Consider the following 15,493-nt stretch of genomic DNA (forward strand, 5'->3'; position numbering starts at 1 on the left):
ATGCCCGATTCGGGGTGTCCTACCGCGTCCGTACGCCGTATGGTCGCCCTGTGAACGACTGCGTCTTCTGCCGCATCGTGGCAGGCGAAGCTCCGGCGACGAAGGTCTTCGAGGACGACACGCTGTGCGCGTTTCTCGACATCCGACCCATCGCTCGCGGGCACACCCTGGTCGTCCCCAGAACGCACGCCGCCGAACTCGACGAACTCGAACCCGAACTCGGCGCACACATCTTCCGCGCCGGACACCGCCTCGCACTGGCCATGCGCCGCGGCGATCTCGCCGCGGACGGCGCGAACCTCGTCCTCAACGACGGCAAGGCCGCCTTCCAGACGGTTCCGCACATTCACCTGCACGTGGTGCCGCGCAGGAAGGGCGACACCTTCGGTTTCGCCAAGGGATTCCTGCTGCGCCGCCCGCACGACCCGATCGGCACGGCCGCCGCGATCCGCGAGGGCATGGCCGAACTGGACAGACAGGACCGGCGGGCCGCCGAGACAACCGACACGGAAGGAACTCAGAGATGAGCTTGGACGCACCGGATCGAATCGAGATGACGGCATTGCTGTCGCAGCAGTGGACGCGCATCGCCGAACTCGTCGCCGACCTGGACGAACAGCGGTGGCGCACGCCCTCACCGCTGCCGGGATGGACCGTATTCGATGTGGTCGCCCATGTCATCGGCACCGAATCCATGCTGCTCGGCGAGAAGCCGCCCGCCGCTGATCCGGCACAGGACCCGGTCGACGTGCGCACCCTCCCACATGTGCGCAACGAGATCGCCGCCTTCAACGAGGTCTGGGTGCAGCGACTGCGCCCGCTCACCGGCGCGCGACTGCTGGAACTGTACGGCGAGGTCACCGACGCCCGTCGCGCCGCGCTGTCGAAGATGGACGACGCCGAATGGACGGCCCCGACACCCTCACCGGTCGGCGAGGTCCCCTACGGGCGATTCATGCGGGTCAGGATCTTCGACTGCTGGATGCACGAACTCGATATCGCCGACGCCCTCGGCGTCGCCGTCGACGAGGGCGGCCCCCGCGCCGAAGCGGCCTTCGCCGAATTCGCTGCCTCACTGCCGCGGGTTATCGCGAAACTCGGCAAGGCGCCGGCCGGGGCGCGGGTGCGGTTCGATGTGCGCGGTCCGCTCGCACGCACCCTGCACATCGCCATCGACGGCCGGGCCGCCTATGTCGACGGATTCGACGGCCCCCCGACCGTCGCCATCGAACTCGACCACGGACTGCTGGTCCGCCTCGGCGGCGGGCGCACAACGGCCGAGGACCACCTCGCCGACATCTCCGTCACCGGTGACACCGAACTCGGACTGCGCCTGGTGCGCAACCTGGCGTTCACCATCTGACGGTGCGACTGTTCCTGGCCTCCTACCGATTCGGCGCACATCGCGACCGACTGCTGTCCTTGGCGGGCCCGCCCGGCCGGGCCGCGGTGATAGCCAACGCCTGTGACGCCTGGCCCACCGCCTGGTCGGGCGCCGTGACCAGCGACGTGCGCCCGCTGCGCGCCCTCGGATTCCACACCGACGTGCTCGACCTGGGCGAATTCATCGGCCGCCCGGCCGAATTGGAGCGCCGGATGCGCGAATACGGGATGCTGTGGGTGCGCGGCGGCAATACCTTCGTCCTGCGCGCCCAATTCGCCCGCAGCGGAGCCGATCTCGTCCTGCCCCGGCTGCTGGCCGAGGACGCGCTGCTCTACGCCGGATACAGTGCGGGCGCCTGCCTGCTCACCCCGGACCTGCACGGACTCGAATCCAGTGACGATCCCGCCGAGGTGGCGCCGACCTGCGGCACCGAACCGCGCTGGGACGGACTCGGCCTGGTCGATCGCCGCATAGTCCCGCACCTGAACTCCCCCACCGATCCGCACGGATTCGGGGATCGACTGGCCGCCGAATTCCGCGCCAACGGAATTCCGCACTGGGCGTTGACCGACGACCAGGTGGTGGTGGTCGACGGCGACACGACGGAGGTGCTGCGATAGCGAGCGCGGGCTAGACCGACGAGTCCGAGGCGCCCTTGCGGAAGACCACCCAGCGCATCGCGCTGTACATGTACACGGCCTCGCACGCGCCCGCCATCATGCGCGCGAGATGGTATTCGATCCCGAGGGCGGCCAGACCGGTGCCGACGCCGAGGATGAAGGCCAGATAGTTGACGACCACGACAACGACGTAGATCGCGGCCTGCCGTCCCACCGGCGCGTGCGAATGGAAATTGAACGTCCGGTTCAGGACGAACGCCAGACCGAACGCGCAGATGTAGCCGACGGTGACCGCCGACCACACCGGCCATTTCAGCACACCGTGGAAGATCGTCAGCAGCAGCAGATCCACGCCGAAGGTGAAGCTGTTGATCACCGCGAAGCCGAGGAAGGTCGGCGGTATCAGGCGATCGAGTCCCCAGGGCAGTCGCGCCACGACGGCTTCGCAGAGTCGGGTGAATCGGTCCGCGAGGGTGTCGGTGGTGGTCGCCGGATCGAGCACGGCACCAGCATGCCCGCGGCAGATGTCCACCAGGTGAGCAGACGGCAAACCGGACGATGTCGGCGTGGCCGTCTCAGCCGAGTTCGGCACGGGGTTCCCGGCGATCGAGCGCCGCCCACGCCTGCCGCCAGCGGCGCGCGGTCACCGGGTCGGCGCCGGCCAGCATGGACTCGAACAGCAAGCGCGGATTCGTCCCCCACTGTTCGGCGATCGTGGTGAGCGCGTCCTTGCCGAACAGGCCCGAGCGGTCGAGCGCGGTCAGCCATTCACCGGCGTCGCCGTCGTGTAGGCGGCGCAGTGCGGACTCGTCGACGATTCCGTCGGCGAACTCCTCCGCGAACGCCGCGGAGACCAACTCGCGATAGTCCGGCGTACCGCTCGGCATCCGACCCGCCCTTCGTTGTCCGGGCACGACACCGACCCCCGTGCACCCCTGCGTTGCGACCCGGCGACGCCGGGTCCGGTTCCACCGTATCCCGGAGGGTTCGCCCCGGTAACCCGAGGTGTCCGGGGCACCGGCCGCGGTTTCGTGACAGGCGCTCGCGTGCCGCACGCTCGCCGGGACGAGCGGGTAGGCGGCAGGCGCGCGAGTTACGGTTGACAGTTGTGGACCTGCATGACTTGATCGAGCTCCTACCGCGCGGCGCGGTACTCACCGAACCCGACTCGCTGGCGGGTTACCGACAGGATTGGGCGCGCGATCCCGACGCGGGAACGCCGCTGGCCGTGGTGCGGGCGACCTCGACCGCCGACGTGTCCGCGACCGTGCGCTGGGCGCACGAGCATCGGGTGCCGGTGGTGCCGCGCGGGGCCGGGTCAGGACTGTCCGGCGGGGCGACCGCCGTCGATGGCGGCATCGTCCTCAGCACCGAACGCATGCGGGAGATCACCGTCGATCCGGTGACGCGCACCGCCGTTGTCCAGCCCGGACTGCTCAACGCCGAGGTCAAGCGGGCCGTGGCCGCCCACGACCTGTGGTACCCGCCGGATCCGTCCTCGTTCGAGATGTGCTCCATCGGCGGTAACGCCGCCACCAACGCCGGTGGACTCTGCTGCGTGAAATACGGTGTGACAACCGATTACGTGCTCGGCATGGAGGTGGTGCTGGCCGACGGCACCGTGGTGCGGCTCGGCGGGCCGCGACTGAAGGACTCGGCGGGGCTGGCACTGACCAAACTGTTCGTCGGCAGCGAGGGCACCCTCGGGGTCATCACCGAACTGACACTGCGGTTGCTGCCCGCGCAACCGCGGCAGAGCACCGTCGTGGCAACCTTCGCCACGCTCACCGCCGCCACCGACGCCATACTCGGCATCACCGCGACACTGCGTCCGTCCATGCTCGAATTCATGGACACCGTCGCCATCAACGCGGTCGAGGACGAACTCCGCATGGGGCTGGACCGGAGCGCGGCCGCACTGTTGGTGGCGCGCTCGGACGCACCCGGCGAATTCGCCGGACGCGAGGCCGAGCTGATGGTGGCGGCCTGCGAGAAGGCCGGAGCCGCCGAGGTTTTCCACACCGAGGACGCCGCCGAGGGCGAGGCGTTCACCGCCGCGCGGCGATTCGCCATACCCGCCGTGGAGCGGATCGGCCCGCTGCTGCTCGAGGACGTCGGCGTGCCGCTGCCCCGGCTCGGCGACCTCGTCACCGGCATCGCCGCCATCGCCGAGCGCAATCGGGTGCTGATCTCGGTGATCGCGCACGCGGGCGACGGCAACACCCATCCGCTGATCGTCCACGACCCCGCCGACGCCGACCACACCGAACGCGCGCACCGCGCCTTCGGCGAGATCATGGAGCTGGCCATCGCTTTGGGTGGCACCATCACCGGTGAACACGGCGTCGGCAGGCTCAAGAAGGCGTGGCTGCCCGATCAGGTCGGACCCGAGGTGATCGAGCTGACCCGCCGCGTCAAGGACGCCCTCGACCCGCACGGAATTCTCAACCCGGGCTCGATTCTGTGACCGGAACATATCCGCCCACCCAGGAGTTCACACGACCATGACCACCAGGCTCGAACACAATACCGACGACACCCGCTTCGAGATCTATATCGACGACACCCTGGCCGGTTACGCCGATTACGCCGACCGGGAGGACGCGAAGGTCCGCGACTTCCACCACACCATGACCTTCCCCGAATTCCGCGGGCGCGGTGTCGCGGGTCAGGTCGTCGGCTACGCCCTCGACGAGACCCGCACCGAGGGTTTCTCCGTCCTCCCCACCTGCTGGTACGTCGAGAAGTACATCGAGGAGCACAAGGAATACGCCGATATGCTCGCCTCCCGGGCCTCCGGTCGGTAGGTCGGCACGACTCGCGCCGATCCGGTCGTTCGCGTCCGCGGCACCTAGCGGGTGACCGGGTTGGAGCGCCCCAGGGCGGTATTGAGCCGGTAGGCGCCGCGGCGGCCGTGGAACACGGCCATGACCAGCCCGCCGAACAGGTCACCGGCACCGCCACCGCCACCGCCACCGCCACCGAGGCCGCCGAACAACTCCTCGCCGCCCTCGAACGAAAGGTCGCCGACGCCCCGACCGACGCGCTCGCCATGATCCGCTCGATATTCACCCACCCCGACGCCACCGGTGAGATCCGCGCCGCCATGATCGCCCAGCAGCGACAGGCCGCCGACCACCTGTCCGCCGACGATGCCGACCTGCGCGCGGGCCTCATCGGCGCGATCACCCTTGGCGTGGTCATCGGTCGTCACCTACTCCGGCTCGACGCCCTCACCGATGCCCCACCCGCCCACATCACCGCCCTACTCCGCCCAGCCTTCCACGACATAGCCCACGGCGGCGACACTGCCCACGGCGACCCCGGTCATCCACACTGATCCCCACCATGAGAGCGACACGAAGAAGAAGTTGTCCACCCGGAGCACAGGTTCACTCGGTCGGGAAGTACCCACAGCCGTGACCATCCCCACGTCCGGCACGATCGATCGACGGCACGATGACCTCGAAACTCCCTGCACAGCAATGACTTTCTCGATCGCCGCACACGGGTACCCCTTTACATACCGAGTCGGAACTCCGTACCGTCGAAGAGGGGCATCGCTCCGATTTCTGCCCGTGTCGACCAGGAGATACGCCATGTCCGCACATCCGCGCGAGGTGTTCACCCGTCTGCTGACCGGAGTCACCGAGAACCGATTCACCGAAATCGCCCAGCTGTACGCCGAAGACTGCGTGGTCGAGGCCCCCTTCGCGCTTCCTGAGCCGACGCGCTACGAAGGACGCGCCGCCCTGACCGCACACCTCGAGGCCAGCAGCGCCCACGCCATGCAGGTACGCGCCGACAATATCGTCATCCACGAAACCACCGACCCCGAAGTCATTGTGGCCGAATGGGATTACCACATCCGACTGAAATCCGGCGACGAGGTGAAGTTCGCCAACATCCAGGTGATGCGTGTCCGTGACGGCCTCATCGTCACCTCGCGTGATTTCCACAATCACGCGGCCATGGGCGTACTGGCCTAGCCGGCAGGACACCGCCGCCGGACCCGCGCGATCGGCGCGGAAGTATCACCCGAAAAGCCCGGCGCGCGACGAAGCGCTTCGGCGGATTCGATCACCCGAGGGCCGACCGTATCCGTTCGAAGCGCTTCGCCGATGGGCGATCCACCCCTCGAGCAGGGCGCGCGACATGACCACGCGCTGGATCAGGACCCCGACGAGGGCGAAGCATTCACCGCCGCCCGCCGATTCGCCCTACCCGCGGTGGAACGAATCGACCCGCTACTGCTCGAGGACGTCGGAGTGCCGCTGCCCCGGCTCGCCCAACTGGTCACCGGCATCGCCGAACGTGATCAGGTGTTGATTCCGGTGCTCGCGCATGCGGGCGACGGCAACACCCACCCACTGATCGTCCACGACCCCGCCGTATTCCGCGCGCTCCCCGATATACGGCATCGGTCCGGTAGACGCCGCGGCGGCCGTGGAAGTCCGCCATGACCATCCCGCCGAGCGCCATCGCCGGAAGCGTGATCCCCGGGTGGGCCTGCGAGATCGCGGCGCGGTGATCAGCCGGACGGTGTCGCCGACGACCCAGGGCGCAGACCGTCGAGCACGACCTCGACGACGGTGTCGTCCCAATTCGCGTGTTCGTAGGCCCGGGTGGCGCCGACAAGCAGGGCGAACAGATGGGAGACGGTGAGGTCGGGACGGACGGCGCGGGCGTTCTGGGCACGGGTCAACAGGTCGGCGAGGGCGCGGTGGACGCGGGCCCGCGCGGGTCCGGCGGAGGCGGCCGGATCCATGCCCGCAGTGGCGAGTGCGGCGGTGTAGGAGGCCTTGATCCGCGACCGGACGATCGCGCCGCTCAGGAAGTCCCGGAGCGCGGCGCCGGGATCGTCGGAGGTCACTGCCGTTTCCGCTTCGTCGGCGAGCAGGTCGACGTGCGCCGCGAGTACGGCTTGGAGCAGGAGTTCCTTGGTCGGGAAGTGCCGGAACACCGTACCGATCCCCACGCCCGCGAGCTTGGCGATCTCCTCCGTCGATGCCGAGATCCCCCGCGCCGCGAAGATTTCCTCGGCGGCGGCGATCACCTTGGCGCGGTTGCGCGCGGCGTCGGCGCGTGGGCTCATCGGCGCCCCTTTACAAGCGGAGTCGGAACTCCGTATCGTCTAAGCGGAGTTATCACTCCGAATTCTACCGCGACGATCAGGAGATCTGTCATGTCCGCCACCGCGCGCGAGGTATTCACCCGACTGCTCACCGGAATCACCGAGGGCCGATACGCCGAACTGGCCGCCCTCTACGCCGACGACTGCGTGGTCGACGTCCCCTTCACCCTCCCCGAACCGACCCGCTACGAGGGCCGCGCCGCATTGGCCGCGCATTTCGAGGCGAATCGCGCTCGCCCCCCGCGGATCCGAGCCGACAACGTCGTCATCCACGACACCACCGACCCCGAAGTGATTGTCGCCGAATGGGATTACCACTTCGTCCTGGAATCCGGCCGCGAGGTGGACATCGCCAATATCCAGGTCATGCGCGTCCGAGACGGACTCATCCACTCCTCCCGCGATTTCCACAACCACGCCGCTCTCGCGACCCCGGCATAGTCCGAGAGGACACGAATCCGACAGGCCCGCAAACGATCCGATGACGCCCGACCCCACCACCGGACCTCACGGTAGACGAGACGAAGCGCCCCGACGGACTGATCGGTCGAGCCGAGAAGGTGAACCGATCCGCCGAAGCGCTTCGTGACCGATCTACGCCGCAGGTGGCGGCGCCGAGCAGCACCCGCGTCCACAAGCGGTCGACCGGGTGTTCCGCCTCGCGATCCCTCGACAGTCGGCAGACGGCCCGACCGAGACGGTCATACACGGGGCGAATACCCGGTCGATTGACCGAATCAGCCCTTGAGCAGGGCGCGGGACATGACGACGCGCTGGATCTGGTTGGTGCCCTCGTAGATCTGGGTGATCTTGGCATCGCGCATCATGCGCTCCACCGGGAAATCGGTGGTGTAACCCGCGCCGCCGAACAGTTGCACCGCGTTGGTGGTGACCTCCATCGCCACGTCGGAGGCGAAGCACTTGGCGGCGGCGGAGATGAACCCGAGGTTCTTCTCGCCGCGTTCGGCGCGCGCGGCAGAGGTGTAGACCATGAGGCGGGCGGCTTCGATCTTCATCGCCATGTCGGCGAGCATGAACTGGGTGTTCTGGAAGTCGGCGATGGCGGTGCCGAACTGCTTGCGGTCCTTGGTGTATGCCAGCGCGGCGTCGAAGGCGCCCTGGGCGATGCCGACGGCCTGCGCGCCGATGGTGGGGCGAGTGTGGTCGAGGGTCTGCAAGGCGGTCTTGAAACCGGTGCCGGGTTCGCCGACGATGCGGTCGCCCGGAACACGGCAGTTCTCGAAATACAGTTCGGCGGTGGGCGAACCCTTGATGCCGAGCTTGTGTTCCAGCGGGCCGACCACGAAGCCCTCGTCGTCCTTGTGCACCAGGAAGGCCGAGATGCCGTTGGCGCCCTTGTCGGGATCGGTCACCGCCATGACGGTGTACCAGGAAGACTTGCCGCCGTTGGTGATCCAACATTTGGAGCCGTTGATGATCCAGTCGTCGCCGTCGCGGCGCGCGCGGGTGCGCATGCTCGCGGCGTCGGAACCGGCCTCACGCTCGGACAGGGCGTAGGAGGCCATCTCACCGTTGACGATATCCGGCAGCACTTTCTGCTTGAGCTCCTCGGAACCGTTGAGGATCATGCCCATGGTGCCGAGCTTGTTCACGGCGGGAATGAGCGAGGAGGAGCCGCAGACGCGCGCCACCTCTTCGATCACGATGCAGGTCGCCACCGAGTCCGCGCCTTGGCCGCCGTATGTCTCGGGCACGTGCACCGCGTTGAAGCCCGCGGCGTTGAGCGCGTTGAGCGCCTCCTGCGGGAAACGGGCGTCGCCGTCGACGTCCTTGGCGTAGGGGGCGATCTCCTTCTCCGCCAGTCCGCGGATGGCCGCGCGCAGTTCGTCGTGGAAGTCCTCGAGCCGGAACAGGTCGAAGTTCGGATTTCCCGCCATGTGGGCACGCTCCTGGTATGTGGGTCTCATCGCTGCGGTCCGCAGGAAGCTCGGCACTGAGTGCCACGTCGACTCCGAGTATACGCCGGAACATCGGCATCACATGCGGCTTATCCCTGGCACCGAGTGTCAGTGGGCTTTGTATTCGCCGCTTTACAGGGTACCCAGCTTGCGCGCGACCAGGTCGGCAACCTGCCGAGAGGGCATATCCCGGGGAAATACCGCCACCACCAGTTCTTCGGCACGCCGTGCCGGGCCCGCACCGCGCGGAATGGCCGCGAGTTCGACCCGCAGATCCGCCGCACCCGCGTCCGACTCACCCCGCACCATGCGCCGCAGCAGATAGTTGTGCGTCGCGGTGACCGCCGCCGTGAACTGCACCCGCGCCAGATCGGGCGCGTCCGGCTGACGCTCCCGCAGATAGTCCGTGAACAGGCGCTCGTACCGGAAGACCGTCACGATCTCGCGCTCCCGCAACGCGGGCACCCGCCGCACCACGCGATACCGCCGCGCCGCGATCTCCCGCCACTGGGTGAACCGCTCGAACACCTGCACCGCCGCCGCGCACACCGCGTCCCACGGATCTCCCCGCTCCCCCTCCAGATACGCCGCCGCCAACGCCAACTGCGATTCGTGATCGGCGAAGATCACATCCTCCTTCGACCGGAACTGCCGAAAGAAGGTGCGCCGCGAAATCCCCGCCGCCTCGGCGACCTCGTCCACGGTCGTCGCCTCGTACCCCTTCTCCTCGAACAACCGCAGCGCCTGGTCCACCACCGTCAACCGAAACCGAGCGGCATCCTCCCCCGACCTCCCACGCCCATTCTCGTCACTCACCACCGCACCACCGTACTGGTCCCAGGCGGCAGCCTCGGGAAGCCATGTTTCGCTTATTGCGTTTATTTCGTATATTGCGCATACTCGTAGCCGAAGGAGGTACGTGATGAGCCGTGGCTTGCAGGCCGCGAAACGCAGCGAACCCGGTGAAATAGACGCCGAAATCGCCGCACGCGCCGTGCGCCGCATCAAGGACTACCTCATGCGGCATCCGAACGAGCAAACCATCAGCGTCGGCGGCGAGACCGGAGGAGAAGAGGCGCTTATCGTGCCACGCCAAGCGGTCGGCCTCTTGGCATTCATCCTCGCCCAGGCAGCGGAGGGACGCGGTGTATCGATCGTGCCCTCACATGCCGAGCTGACCACACAGCAGGCAGCGGACATACTCAATGTCTCCCGCCCGCACGTGATCGGCCTGCTCGAAGCAGGGGAAATCCCCTATCGCCTGGTTGGCAAACACCGGCGCATTCGCTTCGAGGATCTGAAAGAATACCGCGTTCGCAGTGAACAGGCAGGCCGCGCAGCAGCAGACGAACTCTCCGATCTCGGGCAGGAACTCGGCATCTGAAATGGGATTCGTTGTGATTTGAAATCGGTGGCCGCGCTCAGGGACGGACGCCGCGGCTAGCCGAGGAGTTTGGTGCGGAGGGCTTGGTCTTTTTCGAGGACCATGGCTTCGAGTGAGGATTGGAAGTCGGTCATTCGGGTGCGGAGGGCCGGGTCGCTCGCGCCGAGGATTCGGGCGGCGAGCAGGCCCGCGTTGCGGGCGCCGCCGATGGAGACCGTGGCTACCGGGACGCCCGCGGGCATCTGCACGATCGACAGCAGGGAGTCCATGCCGTCGAGGTGTTTCAGGGGCACGGGAACGCCGATGACGGGCAGGGGGGTCGCGGAGGCGACCATGCCGGGCAGGTGGGCGGCGCCGCCCGCACCCGCGATGATGACCTTCAGACCGCGGTCGGCGGCCTCGCGGGCGTAGTCGAGCATGCGTTGGGGAGTGCGGTGCGCGGAGACGACGCCGACCTCGAAACGGATATCGAATTCGGCCAGCGCGAGCGCGGCGGCTTCCATTGTCGGCCAATCGGAGTCGCTGCCCATGATCAGGCCGACAAGTGGATTACTCATGGTGGTCCCATCCATCGGTCCATACCGCGTGCGACATCCAGTGCGCCGCCCGCTCCGCCTCCTCCCGCACCCCGGCCACGTCGTCACCGAGGACATTGACGTGCCCGATCTTGCGATCGGGCCGCTCGCTCTTTCCGTACAGGTGCACCTTGGCCCGCGGCATCCGCGCGAACAGATGGTGCAGCCGCTCGTCCATCGACATGGACGGCGCTTGCGGCGCACCGAGGATATTCGCCATCACGGTGACCGGAGCCAGCGGTTCGGTGTCACCGAGCGGATAGTCGAGCACCGCGCGCAGATGCTGTTCGAACTGACCCGTACGGGCACCGTCCATCCCCCAGTGGCCGGAATTGTGCGGGCGCATGGCCAACTCGTTCACCAGCAGTGCGCCGTCGTCGGTTTCGAACAGCTCCACCGCCATCACACCGACCACGCCCAACTCCCGCGCGAGGCGCAGCGCCAGACTCTCCGCCTCGGCGGCCGACTCCTCGGCCAGATCAGGGGCGGGCGCGATGACCACCGCGCACTGCCCGTCGCGCTGCACGGTCTCCACCACCGGCCAGGTCGCGGCCTGACCGAACGGCGAGCGCGCGACCATCGCCGACAGTTCCCGGCGCAGCGACACCTTCGCCTCGGCCAGCAACCGCGTACCATTCGCCAACTGCGCTGTGACCAGCGCCTCGGCCTCCTCGGCGCGCACGGGCATCCACACCCCGCGCCCGTCGTATCCGCCGCGCACGGTCTTGAGCACGAAGGGCCACCCGTGTTCGTCGCCGAAGCGCACCGCGTCGGCGGGCGTCTCGACCGGCGCGAACACGGGCACCGGAACGCCCACGCGCGACAGTTCGGTGCGCATTGCCAGCTTGTCCTGGGCGAAGATCAGCGCACCGGGCGGCGGCAGCACGTTCACGCCCTCCGCGACCAGCGTCTCCAGATGTTCGGTCGGCACATGCTCGTGATCGAAGGTCAGCGCGTGCGATCCGACGGCGGCCTTGCGCAACGCGGCCAGATCGGTATGACTGCCCAATACCACCTCGGGGCTGACCTGCGCGGCCGGATCTTCGGGATTCTCGGCGAGCACGCGCAGCCGACCGCCCAGCGCGATCGCGGCTTGATGCGTCATACGCGCCAGCTGACCGCCGCCGATCATGGTGACGGTTGGCATCGCGGACGCTTCGAAGGAACGGGGTGTCACGCTGACCAATATTGTCACGTCGGGCGCGCACGACCGCTACCGGTACACTCGCCCCTTGTGTCTTTCGCCGACGACGTGGCCAGAGCCCTCCCCCAGCCGATGCGGGAGGTCGCGCTGCGTCACAGCGAGTTGATCAAGTTCGCCATCGTCGGCGCCACCACCTTCGTCATCGACAGCGGCATCTTCTACGCGCTGAAGTGGACTGTCCTGGCGGACAAGCCGGTCACCGCGAAGATCATCTCCGGTGTGATCGCGGTCATCGCCTCCTATGTCCTCAATCGCGAATGGTCGTTCAAGAACCGCGGCGGTCGCGAGCGCCACCACGAGGCGCTGCTGTTCTTCGTGGTCAGCGGTATCGGCGTGGCGCTCAGCAATATCCCGCTGTGGATCTCGAGCTACGTGCTGGACCTGCGCCGACCCGATGTGAGCTTCACCGTCGAGAATATCGCCGACTTCATCAGCGCGTTCGTCATCGGCAACCTGCTCCAGATGGCCTTCCGGTTCTGGTCCATGCGCCGCTGGGTCTTCCCGGACGAGATCACCGAGATGGTCGAGGAACTGGAGGAAATGCTCGAAGGGGAGCACCTCGACCGCAGCTAACGCGGTTCGGGCGCCGTCCCGCTGCGCACGAGGGGCGAGAACGACCCGAGGAACACCGCGAACAGCGCGGGCCTGCGTCGCTGCAATTCCAGTCGGCCGCCGTCGGCCTCGATCAGCGCGCGCGCCAACGCCAGTCCGACACCGGTCGACCCGCCCGCGGAGAATCCGCGGTCGAAGATGTGCGGGGCGAGTTCTTCACGCACCCCGTCGCCCTCGTCGGCGACCTCCACGCACACCAGCGGCTCCCGCGCGTTGCCGGGCCGAACGGTGCGCACCGACACCGTGCAGGTGCCGCCGCCGTGCATGAGGGCATTGTCGACCAATACCGTGACGGCCTCGCGCAGCCGGGACGCGGTGATCGGCGCGGACAGCGACTCGTCACCGGTGAGCACCAGTACCCGGCCCGCCTCGGTGAAGGGATGCTTCCACTCCTCGACCACACCGCGCAGCGCGTCCATGACCGGAATCGGGTCACGATCGGCGGCGTCCTCGTCGCGCGAGGCACGGACCAGATCATCGATGGCCTCGGTGAGCCGGTCGACCTGGGCCATCGCTTCCTCGGCCTCGTGCACCACCTCGGGATCGGAATGCGCCGACAGTTCGTCCAGCCGCAGACGCACCGCGGTCAGCCGACTGCGCAACTGATGGGAGACGTCGGCCACCAGGGCGTGTTCGCGTTGCAGCCTGCCCGCGATCTCGACGGTGGCCGAATCGAGCACATCGGAGACCCGGTCCAGTTCGGAGATGCCGTGGCGGCGCGGGTCGGGGCGGAAGTCGCCCATGGCCAGTCGGGCCGCGCGCGCCGCAACGTCACGCAGCGGATCGGCGACCCGGCGCGCGGTGAAGACCGCGATCGTGACCGCCGCGCCCAGCGAGGCCAGCACCGCCAGCGCCACCACCGCGACCGCCTGACGCTGGGTGGCGTGCATCGGGCCCGACGGCACCTCGAGCCGCAGCGAACCCGAAGTCCCCATCGACAGCGACTCCACCAGCGGATCATCGACCTCGGCGGCGCCGACATCCAGCCGCGAGGCGCTGTCACGCGGGGTCGGGTAGACGATGGTGAGCCGCCCGTCGGTGGGGACCAGCGCGCTCACCGAGCGGGTATCGAGTTCGCCCGGAACCGTGCCGTCCGCCTGTTCCTGAGCGATGACCTCCGAGGCGATCCGGTCCAGCCGGTTCTGCAGGTCGTTGCGGGTGATGTCCTCCACCCACAGCCACGCGGTGTAGATGAGCGGAATGCCGAGCACCGCCGTGGTGATGGTCAGCACGGTGAGCATCGAACGCAGGATGCGGCGGCGCACGTCAGTCGGTGTTCAGCCGGAAGCCGACCCCGCGCACGGTCACGATGCGGCGTTCGGCCATCGGTCCCTCGTCGCCGATCTTGCGGCGCAGCCAGGACATGTGCATATCCAAGGTCTTGGAGCCGCGCAGTTCGGCGTCGCCCCACACCTCGCGCAGGATCGTCTCGCGGGGGACCACCTGCCCGGCCCGGTCGATGAGCACCTTGAGCAGTTCGTATTCCTTGTTGGCCAAACCGATCTCGGCCCCGTTGACCAGCACCCGGCGCGCGGCCGGTTCCAGCCGGATCCCCCCGACCTCGACCGCCTCGTCACCGATTCCGCTGCGCCGTAACAGCGCGCGCACCCGGGCCAGCAACTCGGCCAGCCGGAACGGCTTTCCGACATAGTCGTCGGCGCCCGCGTCCAGACCGACGACGAAGTCCACTTCGTCGGTGCGCGCGGTCAGCATGAGCACCGCGAGATCGGCCCCGCGGGCGCGGACCTGACGGCACACCTCCAGACCGTCCATACCCGGCAGGCCGAGATCGAGGATCAGCAGATCGTGATCGCCCTCGAGGGCACGGCGCAGTACGGCGGGGCCGAAACTCTCGACGGTGACGGAGTAACCTTCGCGCCCCAGTGCCCGCGAGAGCGGCGCGGCGATGGCCTCGTCGTCCTCGGCCAGCAGTACTGCGGTCATATGCTCAGATTACGGTGCGCGACCGCCGGGCACGCGACACGGCGACCGGCGGAGCTCAGTAGTCACCGCCGGGGCGGTGGCCGCCGACCGCGCCGTGATCGACCTCGAAGACATGGTGGTAGAGCAGCGCGTGCACCTTCTGCACATTCGGGATGTCGTCGTATTCCAGCGGCTCGTCGGAGGAGGACCCGATGATGAGCGTGCCGGTGCCGAGCATCCGGTCGAACAGGCCGTGCCGGAACTGCACACTCGAGATCCGGTTCATCGGAATGTCGATTCCGGTATGCGTCAGCACCCCCTGCCGGATGAGCACCCGTCGCTCGGTGACGATGAAATGCGTCGACTTCCAGCTGACAACCGGTGCGACGCAGCGCCATCCGATCACCACCAACCACACTGCCGCGACGATCAGCAGCAACACCGTTCTGGCGGTGCCCTCGGTGGTGCGGGAGGCGAACCCGCCCGCGAACCCGGCCAGCGCCGTCACGACCAGCAGCGTCACCGCGGGCCAGAACAGCATTTTCCAATGAGGATGGCGATGGAGTATCAATTGCTCGTCCGGCGCGAGCACGTCCTCCGGATAACCCATGCCCGCAGAGTACCGCGAACACCTGTCGCCTTGCCCAACAGTGAGAGCGGCGTCGTGGGAGTTCTTCAAGCCTTCGGCGACGATAGCGCAGTTCCGCCGCGCGAAGGCACACCAAGTTCTATCCTGCC

The 15,493-nt window shown here is 67.8% G+C and carries 21 protein-coding genes; 11 read left to right on the forward strand and 10 right to left on the reverse strand.

Annotated features, from left to right (window positions below; translation table 11 throughout):
* Nucleotides 1–50: 50 nt before the first annotated feature.
* The 3 genes from APZ21_RS24390 to APZ21_RS24400 are packed head-to-tail and all read left to right on the forward strand — an operon-like array spanning nt 51 to nt 2,004.
* Entirely contained in the window at nt 51–527 is a 477-nt protein-coding gene (locus tag APZ21_RS24390; protein WP_054815609.1) for an HIT family protein, read from the forward strand.
* Complete coding sequence (locus tag APZ21_RS24395) at nt 524–1,363, forward strand: maleylpyruvate isomerase family mycothiol-dependent enzyme (protein WP_054815610.1); 840 nt, start codon at nt 524–526, stop codon at nt 1,361–1,363. The genes APZ21_RS24390 and APZ21_RS24395 overlap by 4 nt, the downstream gene beginning before the upstream one ends.
* A 2-nt stretch (nt 1,364–1,365) precedes the next feature.
* Nucleotides 1,366–2,004 (forward strand): Type 1 glutamine amidotransferase-like domain-containing protein, encoded by a 639-nt coding sequence (locus APZ21_RS24400; RefSeq protein WP_054815611.1) that lies wholly within the window; start codon nt 1,366–1,368, stop codon nt 2,002–2,004.
* A gap of 10 nt (nt 2,005–2,014) precedes the next feature.
* Here APZ21_RS24400 and APZ21_RS24405 read toward each other — a convergent pair whose 3' ends face one another.
* Nucleotides 2,015–2,506 (reverse strand): GtrA family protein, encoded by a 492-nt coding sequence (locus tag APZ21_RS24405; protein WP_054815644.1) that lies wholly within the window; start codon nt 2,504–2,506, stop codon nt 2,015–2,017.
* A 73-nt stretch (nt 2,507–2,579) separates the two neighbouring features.
* Entirely contained in the window at nt 2,580–2,891 is a 312-nt protein-coding gene (locus APZ21_RS24410) for a hypothetical protein (RefSeq protein WP_054815612.1), read from the reverse strand.
* 212 nt (nt 2,892–3,103) lie between these two features.
* Between APZ21_RS24410 and APZ21_RS24415 the strand changes: the two genes are divergently transcribed.
* From APZ21_RS24415 to APZ21_RS36485, 5 genes are all read left to right on the forward strand, one after another.
* On the forward strand, nt 3,104–4,471 hold the full coding sequence (locus APZ21_RS24415; RefSeq protein ID WP_371852299.1) for an FAD-binding oxidoreductase: 1,368 nt from the start codon (nt 3,104–3,106) through the stop codon (nt 4,469–4,471).
* 37 nt (nt 4,472–4,508) lie between these two features.
* Nucleotides 4,509–4,811 carry a GNAT family N-acetyltransferase gene (locus APZ21_RS24420; RefSeq protein ID WP_054815614.1) on the forward strand — a complete coding sequence of 101 codons (303 nt, stop codon included), beginning with the start codon at nt 4,509–4,511 and terminating at the stop codon, nt 4,809–4,811.
* A 107-nt stretch (nt 4,812–4,918) separates the two neighbouring features.
* A complete protein-coding gene (locus APZ21_RS34375; RefSeq protein WP_054815615.1) occupies nt 4,919–5,344 on the forward strand; it encodes a TetR/AcrR family transcriptional regulator in 426 nt (141 codons plus the stop codon).
* 259 nt (nt 5,345–5,603) lie between these two features.
* Nucleotides 5,604–5,993: a nuclear transport factor 2 family protein gene (locus APZ21_RS24430; protein ID WP_054815616.1), complete on the forward strand. Its 390-nt coding sequence runs from the start codon at nt 5,604–5,606 to the stop codon at nt 5,991–5,993.
* A gap of 132 nt (nt 5,994–6,125) precedes the next feature.
* On the forward strand, nt 6,126–6,467 hold the full coding sequence (locus APZ21_RS36485; protein ID WP_054815617.1) for an FAD-linked oxidase C-terminal domain-containing protein: 342 nt from the start codon (nt 6,126–6,128) through the stop codon (nt 6,465–6,467).
* A 68-nt stretch (nt 6,468–6,535) separates the two neighbouring features.
* On the opposite strand, the gene APZ21_RS24440 is transcribed toward APZ21_RS36485, so the two are convergent.
* Complete coding sequence (locus tag APZ21_RS24440) at nt 6,536–7,099, reverse strand: TetR/AcrR family transcriptional regulator (RefSeq protein ID WP_054815618.1); 564 nt, start codon at nt 7,097–7,099, stop codon at nt 6,536–6,538.
* 90 nt (nt 7,100–7,189) lie between these two features.
* On the opposite strand from APZ21_RS24440, the gene APZ21_RS24445 reads away from it, so the two are divergent.
* Entirely contained in the window at nt 7,190–7,579 is a 390-nt protein-coding gene (locus APZ21_RS24445; RefSeq protein WP_054815619.1) for a nuclear transport factor 2 family protein, read from the forward strand.
* 296 nt (nt 7,580–7,875) lie between these two features.
* Here the strand turns inward: APZ21_RS24445 and APZ21_RS24450 are convergent, their stop codons facing one another.
* Together APZ21_RS24450 and APZ21_RS24455 are read right to left on the reverse strand one after the other, a co-directional pair.
* On the reverse strand, nt 7,876–9,036 hold the full coding sequence (locus APZ21_RS24450; protein ID WP_054815620.1) for an acyl-CoA dehydrogenase: 1,161 nt from the start codon (nt 9,034–9,036) through the stop codon (nt 7,876–7,878).
* Between the two features lie 153 nt (nt 9,037–9,189).
* Nucleotides 9,190–9,873, reverse strand: a complete 684-nt coding sequence (locus APZ21_RS24455) for a TetR/AcrR family transcriptional regulator (protein WP_082393426.1) — start codon at nt 9,871–9,873, stop codon at nt 9,190–9,192.
* A gap of 106 nt (nt 9,874–9,979) precedes the next feature.
* Between APZ21_RS24455 and APZ21_RS24460 the strand changes: the two genes are divergently transcribed.
* Entirely contained in the window at nt 9,980–10,441 is a 462-nt protein-coding gene (locus tag APZ21_RS24460; protein ID WP_054815645.1) for an excisionase family DNA-binding protein, read from the forward strand.
* A 56-nt stretch (nt 10,442–10,497) separates the two neighbouring features.
* Here APZ21_RS24460 and purE read toward each other — a convergent pair whose 3' ends face one another.
* Nucleotides 10,498–10,998, reverse strand: coding sequence for a 5-(carboxyamino)imidazole ribonucleotide mutase (purE, locus tag APZ21_RS24465; RefSeq protein ID WP_082393420.1), 501 nt, complete (start codon nt 10,996–10,998; stop codon nt 10,498–10,500).
* On the reverse strand, nt 10,991–12,163 hold the full coding sequence (locus tag APZ21_RS24470; protein ID WP_054815623.1) for a 5-(carboxyamino)imidazole ribonucleotide synthase: 1,173 nt from the start codon (nt 12,161–12,163) through the stop codon (nt 10,991–10,993). The genes purE and APZ21_RS24470 overlap by 8 nt, the downstream gene beginning before the upstream one ends.
* Nucleotides 12,164–12,250: 87 nt before the next feature.
* Here APZ21_RS24470 and APZ21_RS24475 point away from each other — a divergent pair, with 87 nt between their 5' ends.
* Complete coding sequence (locus tag APZ21_RS24475) at nt 12,251–12,793, forward strand: GtrA family protein (protein WP_063125111.1); 543 nt, start codon at nt 12,251–12,253, stop codon at nt 12,791–12,793.
* On the opposite strand, the gene APZ21_RS24480 is transcribed toward APZ21_RS24475, so the two are convergent.
* From APZ21_RS24480 to APZ21_RS24490, 3 genes are read right to left on the reverse strand one after another with little or no spacing between them, the layout of a single operon-like run.
* A complete protein-coding gene (locus APZ21_RS24480) occupies nt 12,790–14,097 on the reverse strand; it encodes a sensor histidine kinase (RefSeq protein WP_054815625.1) in 1,308 nt (435 codons plus the stop codon). The two genes, APZ21_RS24475 and APZ21_RS24480, sit on opposite strands and share 4 nt — an antisense overlap.
* A 1-nt stretch (nt 14,098) precedes the next feature.
* A complete protein-coding gene (locus APZ21_RS24485; RefSeq protein ID WP_054815626.1) occupies nt 14,099–14,776 on the reverse strand; it encodes a response regulator transcription factor in 678 nt (225 codons plus the stop codon).
* A gap of 55 nt (nt 14,777–14,831) precedes the next feature.
* A complete protein-coding gene (locus APZ21_RS24490; protein WP_054815627.1) occupies nt 14,832–15,365 on the reverse strand; it encodes a PH domain-containing protein in 534 nt (177 codons plus the stop codon).
* Nucleotides 15,366–15,493 lie beyond the last annotated feature (128 nt).

The sequence above is a fragment of the Nocardia arizonensis genome (genome assembly GCF_001310275.1).
Taxonomy (GTDB): Bacteria; Actinomycetota; Actinomycetes; order Mycobacteriales; family Mycobacteriaceae; genus Nocardia; species Nocardia arizonensis.